Source organism: Corallococcus sp. CA041A (genome assembly GCF_003612075.1).
Classification (GTDB): Bacteria; Myxococcota; Myxococcia; order Myxococcales; family Myxococcaceae; genus Corallococcus; species Corallococcus exiguus.
On the sequence record NZ_RAWF01000533.1, the window covers coordinates 1 to 1,519 of the forward strand.

2 protein-coding genes are annotated in these 1,519 nt (G+C 69.7%); both read right to left on the reverse strand.

What is annotated here, in order from left to right:
- Window positions 1–737, reverse strand: a 737-nt coding sequence (locus D7V77_RS44100) for a hypothetical protein (protein ID WP_158624596.1), incomplete at its 3' end; no start/stop codon positions are given.
- A gap of 60 nt (window positions 738–797) precedes the next feature.
- A partial coding sequence (locus D7V77_RS41960; RefSeq protein WP_120581728.1) for a hypothetical protein occupies window positions 798–1,519 on the reverse strand: 722 nt, incomplete at its 5' end.

Below are 1,519 nucleotides of genomic sequence, written 5' to 3' on the forward strand. Positions count from 1 at the left end.
TCCCGCCCCAGCAGGGCGCGCATCGCCACGCGGTCCTGGGTCACGTCCAGCCGAGACAGCACGACCTCCGGGGGCAGCCGCACGGCCTGCTTCGCGTTCGCGCGCTGATCCGCCAGTCCAGGGAAGCGCTCCGGCTTCACGCGCAGCCCCACCTGGAGCAGCGTCTTGCCCTTGCGCTTGGTCTTGAGCTTCGTCTTGCCGCTGCTGCCGCGGCCGTAGCGCTTGCGCTTCTGGACGTGCTCCACGACGGACAGGTGCAGGTGCGTGCCGTCCGCGAAGCGGCCGTGCAGGGACAGCCACGCATCCGTGAAGTCCTCGCAGTCCCACCGCCCCCGCTTGAGCTTGCCCACGCTCTTGCGCGCCTCATCCTCCGGCGCCAGGTCCAGCTTCACGTCCACGGGCGTGTTCGCGTCCAGGTCCACCTGGAACCGCTGGAGCAGCGCGGACACCAGCCCGTAGCGCCGGTTGTCCAGGTCCGTGTGCTTCGAGCGCATCCAGAGGATGCAGAGGGCGATGCTCGTCGCGAAGAGCGCGGCGGCCAGCAGCCACTGCGTCAAGACGGTGAACCAGATGCTGAGGCACAAGAAGACCCAGGAGCCGATCCCCACCGTGATCCGTGTCTTCTCCGCCCGCGAGTCCAACCCCGCCAGCGCCCTCAGGTCCGCCAGCACCTCCGGCACCGGGGCACGGGTTTCATAGACATACGTCTTCTTGAATTCGGAGGTGTCGAGCGCCACGGTGGAGAGCCTTGTTCAGCGGAGACAGGTTGGGGAGCGTAGGAGGCGCTCCCGGGCGGGTCAAACCGACTCGCGGCGTCCGCGCGCGGCCTGCAGCTTCGCGCGCCGGCGGGTGTAGCCCAGCACCTGGTAGATGCTCAGGAGCATCATCGTCGCGGTGCGGGACGCGTCGTCCTTCTCCAGCGCATTCTTCCAGAAGGCGGGGGCCTCCGGGTCTCCCGTCTCGCGCCCCGGCCGCGCCACCCATTCGTCGGACAGCCGGGCGCGCAGGGACAGCCGGCCCGCGGCGACGCGCACCCGCTCCAATTCGACCTTCCGGGGCAGGCGCGTTGCGGCGGTGGCGCGGACCTTGAGCCGCTCCAGTCCCGGGTAGCGCTCCGGCTTCACGCGCACGGACACCTCCAGCCGGGCGAAGCCCTTGCGCTTGGTCTTCGTCTTCGTCTTGCCGCTGGCGCTCGTCTTGGAGCGCTCGCGCTTCTGGAGCCGCTCCACCATGCGGATCCGCACGAAGGCGCCGTCCGCCAACCGCGTCTCCAGCGTGAACCACGGGTCGACGAAGAAGTCCGTGTTCCACCAACCCACCATGTCCTGATTCACGCGCTTGTCGAGCACGTCCGGCGGACGCAGGTCCAGCTTGAGCCGCACCGGCGCGTCCGGGGCCAGGTCCATCTCCAGACGCTGGAGCAGCACCTGGGCCAGGCCGTAGCGCCGGTTGTCCAGGTCGCGCGGCTTGAGGGCGTAACGCCACAGGAAGAGGAGGAGCCCCACGACGAGCAGCGCCC